The following is a 4,467-nucleotide window of genomic DNA, read 5'->3' as shown; positions in this document are numbered from 1 at the left end:
CCTAAGCTGCTCTTTTCTTTTAATTTTTTATTTTCTATCAGGGACTAATTACTTATAACTGAATCGGGTATCACCTTATTCACATTTTAGTTATAAGTAGTGAGTCCCCGATAACTGAACTATTTAGGGAGTAAAACTGCTCATTTCTTCAAGCGAAAGAATACTAATCATAGGCTCATGACAATAAAACGGTTGGCGAGACTCATCAAACGGGATGTAGTCGATATGATTAAAGCGATGGCGTAACATTTTTTTATACTCAAGATCTCTAACAACAAAGACCACATGACTCCAAAACCCTTGCTGTTTTGCTAAGATATGTTCTTTGATAATGATTCGATACCGAACAGGACTTTTTAATCGAGATTCGACCTCAATCGCCAAAGTTTCACCATTATGTTTTGAGGTAACAAGTGCATCAGGATAGTGATTTAAGCTGTAGCGTTTTCTAAAGTCTGAATCATAGTTAGATTGATGAAATGTAGCCCAACTTAAATGAGAAAATGCAATAGAAGTACGTTGAAATAAAAGCTTTTGGTCAAGAGTGTTCGGACTAAATCGCAAACCTTTAAAACTTCGTAAGAACGTATCACCCTCACCAAGAAAAATAGCCCCATCATCAACGATCCCCCATAGGTTGACCTTTCGAGAGCTCAACATCACCGTTCGTTTAATCAAAAAGCCTTTCGCAACCATTCTTTTAAGCAACGTAGAAGTATTAGATTTAGCGGACTGGAGCAGAAAGCAAAGAGTCTCAAAGTCAGTGAAAGTTTCGAGAGCTAGAAAACGTAAAACAATACGTTCCTTATCTTGTCCTCGACGGACAGCATGAGAGATGTGCATAAGATGAGTCATAGGGAAACCTAAGAAAAATAGAAACTCAAACAACCCTAAAAAGGGCTGTTATCTGATAAGGCTGTTGTTTTCAGTCTCACTCAAGGAGGCCAGCTTTCTTTTTACGGAAATAAGTAGCGCGACTGATCCCTAAGTTTTCCCACGGTTTCACCTGAGCGATAGAATCAGCTTTAATAGTTCCAGTAGGACGACCGCCTCCTTTTGAAATCTTACCACCTGTCGATACTGTGCCACCCTTTGCACCTTTCCTTGCTTGGCTTTCTCTAAAGGCTTGAGGCGTGAAATGCTTGTACGTCCAGTTAGCGATAGACTTTGCTATCGCTTTCACTTCTGACACTGGCAAAGGCACTTTAAATTGAGCGTTAAGGGCTTCTACGTGGTCGTAGACAGCCGAGTTCCAGTCACGCTTATAGTTGGGTGCCCAGAACTCTCTAATCGCCTTGTAGCTCCATTGACGCACTGAATCAAACAACTCACAATTACGACCAAGACCTGAGACTTCGCTACCACGTAACGGATGACCTTTCAGATCTAGATAGTCCGCCAGTTCATCTAGCGTGTATTCGTGCTCAGTCCAAAATTCATTTTGCCAATGTGGGTGCAGTGGGTTTTTAGTGAGTAGCCCTGCAAAGCCACGATCTGCCTTTAGACGCTCTATCATTGCTGACTCAATCGCAGCAGCGTAGCGAATCGGTTCGCTATGTGCGATGTCAGACGTACAAAAAGGCACTTTCAAGCGATACGCAATGTGAGCGTGTGCGTTCTCTGGGTTCTTTGAAGTCCAGCATGGCGTTGGTAGATCGTTGTCGCACCACGCCAATACACCGCCTTGACGGTCAATATCAAAGAGCAGGTAAGTAACCAACTTCGGTTGGTTCACTTGAAGATACTTCTTCTTAATCGCTGTTTTTTTGGGGCGTATGTGGGTGACACCGAGTTCATCGGTGCAATACGGCTTATGAGGAAGCGTCTCGATTAGATCAAGTTGAAGTGCGTTTGATTGTTCAGCTTTCACACATAACTGCGCTTATGGCGGTTACGTGTGGATTGTCTTTGTCTGTTCATGTGTTAAAATCACTTTAGAAATTCAGCCCTGACTTCTTATCCTTCCGCCAAGTTGAGTAAGATTCAGGGCTTTGTTTTATCTGGCGTTTATCTTACTCCTCAATACCTTGCTTCGCAATTTCCCATCGCTTTTCTTGCTTTCAGGCACAAAAAAGGCCGCTATCGCGACCTTTCGAGAATCATTGTTCTACCGAAACACTGCACTTCGCACTAAGTGAATTATGGAAAATGAATGATCGTTCATTCACTACGCACTAAGTGCAGTTACGTTAAATAGAGGTTAAAATCCAAATACTGATCACTACGATAAATGGTAACTCCAAGTTTTAGTCTATCTTCGAGGTTACGCCCCTAATACAACTAAGGATGCCCCAAGCATGACTCCCACAATACCAACCCACTGCCTATTACTGACCGTCTCTTTTAACAAAATAGTAGCAAACAGTGCTGAAAATAATGCCGATAGTCGCCTTATAACCGAAACAAACGCAACATTCCCCAAAGAAGAAGCCCAATAGAATGTAATTAGAGTCATAAAGTGAGCGAGAGAAGTTACTATGTTCATTTGTATTTCCTCAGTACTTAAATCCTCTTTTGTAAATACGAATATGTAAAAAGTCACCAACACGTAAGAAGTACTAACTACCAAACAGGTCCATAGAATTGGATCCAAAACTTGTGCTCCATTCTTGTGAAATATTGAGCTAATAGCCCAACAGAAAGCTACACAAACCATGAGTAATGAACTTAGGTTCGATAGCATATTCCTTACATTAAATTTATAGCTATACATTACGAATACAATTGACAACACCACCCCAGATAGGCTCAAAAATGACGGAACCTCTCCATACCATCCGAAATTAATTCCCAACTGAAAAACTGGAATCAAGCAAAGAATCGGAGCTGACGCTGAAACTTTACCGGCTTTAATAGCATAAGAATAAGCCACGATAGCCAGAGAATCTAACAAAGAAGCAATGAGTAAGATCTTCAACAATTTAAACTCAAACCACTGAAATCCATTATAAAGAATAATAATAAGCGACAGTGGTTGGATTATTAATAATGTAAAGTAAGCTGATTTTAACCCATTGATTTTTGATGATTTAGTTGATACATCCCTTATTGATAAGAAAAACGCTGATAATACAGCTGCTATAACCCACACTACCGAGCCTCAAAATCGAGAGCTTTTTGGTAGGAGGCATAAAAAGAATCAATATCAGAATGCGTCATATCCGCTCTCAATGTAACTCTAATTGAAGCCTGCCCTCGAGGAACAACAGGAAAGAATACTGAAGACGTGAAAAAACCATCTGATAATAAAGATGAACACACACGATTAGCTAAAGAGTCATCGTATAACCTTAGCAATCTAATTGGCATCACGTTTCCCTTTTCTTTTGTATTGAAGATAGAATCAAAATACGTAATTACACCTTGTAGCTTTCGCTGTAATTCTTGAAGTTCTCCAGATTCATGGATATCGAGTGACGCCATCCCAGCTCCAATCCCAGCAGAGTTTAAACTTTGAGACCAGTTAGAAGGACCACCATATCTATTAACTAAGTTTCTCATACTATTATTTGGCAGCATGGCCAAACCACCACTAGCTCCAAAAGCTTTACCTAAAGAAGAAACAATAATTGTTTTATTATTCATTTCACCTAGACAACTCCTAACAAAGCCTTCCCCTTGACTACCAAGAGCCGATAAGGAATGAGAGTCATCAAGATACAAAAAAAGACCATACCTCTCTTGCAAATACATGAGGTCATCTATTTTAGTTACCCCACCCATACTGTAGGCTCCATCCGCGACATAGGCTACAAACTTTTCTCTCCTGCACAAATCTTCAAGTTGCTCCATATTATTATGATCAATAGTCACAATATCAGTTTCAGCAGAGCAAGCTGCCTTTGTGTGATTCATTGAATAATGTGAATATTTATCGAAGGCTAAAACTGGGACTTGATTATTGGTCATTACACCAGATGCAAGTAAAGGTAAAATTCCTGAGCTGGCAGAACTACAAGATAATGTAGCCAAAGCTTCACATCTAAAATGAGAAGATAACCTCTCTTCATAGTCATCAAGATATGATAACTTCAAGCGATTTCTAGAGTTTGGTATTCTCAGAACACCAACATTGTTAACCCCATCAATTGCCCCTTGAATGATCGATGGATGAAACTCTAAACCTAAGTAAGACGTTGTACAAAAATGAGTAAAAACATTGTTTGTATTCATGCACTGATATTGATTAACACCAGAAACAGATGCGTTCATAGATGTTATATTATGCTGCAGCGCCTCTTCCCAAGATTGTTCAGATAAATCAACTACTTTTTTATAATTTGTTTTGTGATATTTAACTAAATCCATTTTTTAACTCCCCCCATAATTTGAGCAGGGCAAGTTTACACGCACAACACCAGCAGCAATGCACCAACACGCATACTTTGAACAAAGTTCACACACCCCACGCTCATGAAAGCAAAATATACGCATTTTTTTGGTGTTGATTATTCCTATTATGTTCAA

At 39.6% G+C, this 4,467-nt stretch carries 4 protein-coding genes; all 4 read right to left on the bottom strand.

Going from position 1 to position 4,467, the window contains the following annotated elements:
- Positions 1–123: 123 nt before the first annotated feature.
- The gene (locus tag BCT49_RS00020) at positions 124–855 is read right to left on the bottom strand and encodes a hypothetical protein (RefSeq protein ID WP_102433648.1); all 732 of its coding nucleotides are present in this window, start codon (positions 853–855) and stop codon (positions 124–126) included.
- Between the two features lie 76 nt (positions 856–931).
- On the bottom strand, positions 932–1,870 hold the full coding sequence (locus BCT49_RS00015; RefSeq protein WP_102433647.1) for a replication initiation protein: 939 nt from the start codon (positions 1,868–1,870) through the stop codon (positions 932–934).
- A 393-nt stretch (positions 1,871–2,263) separates the two neighbouring features.
- Positions 2,264–3,091: a DMT family transporter gene (locus BCT49_RS00010; RefSeq protein WP_102433646.1), complete on the bottom strand. Its 828-nt coding sequence runs from the start codon at positions 3,089–3,091 to the stop codon at positions 2,264–2,266.
- Positions 3,091–4,308: an aminotransferase class I/II-fold pyridoxal phosphate-dependent enzyme gene (locus BCT49_RS00005; protein ID WP_102433645.1), complete on the bottom strand. Its 1,218-nt coding sequence runs from the start codon at positions 4,306–4,308 to the stop codon at positions 3,091–3,093. The genes BCT49_RS00010 and BCT49_RS00005 overlap by 1 nt, the downstream gene beginning before the upstream one ends.
- Positions 4,309–4,467: the final 159 nt, after the last annotated feature.

The sequence above is a fragment of the Vibrio lentus genome (assembly GCF_002875945.1).
Classification (GTDB): domain Bacteria; phylum Pseudomonadota; class Gammaproteobacteria; order Enterobacterales; family Vibrionaceae; genus Vibrio; species Vibrio apostichopi.
This window is presented reverse-complemented; position numbering and strand designations above follow the sequence as displayed.

Excerpts from the sequence above, each read along its gene's own strand:
- BCT49_RS00020 (WP_102433648.1), bottom strand. The coding sequence starts at position 855 with ATGACTCATCTTATGCACATCTCTCATGCTGTCCGTCGAGGACAAGAT.
- BCT49_RS00005 (WP_102433645.1), bottom strand. The coding sequence starts at position 4,308 with ATGGATTTAGTTAAATATCACAAAACAAATTATAAAAAAGTAGTTGAT.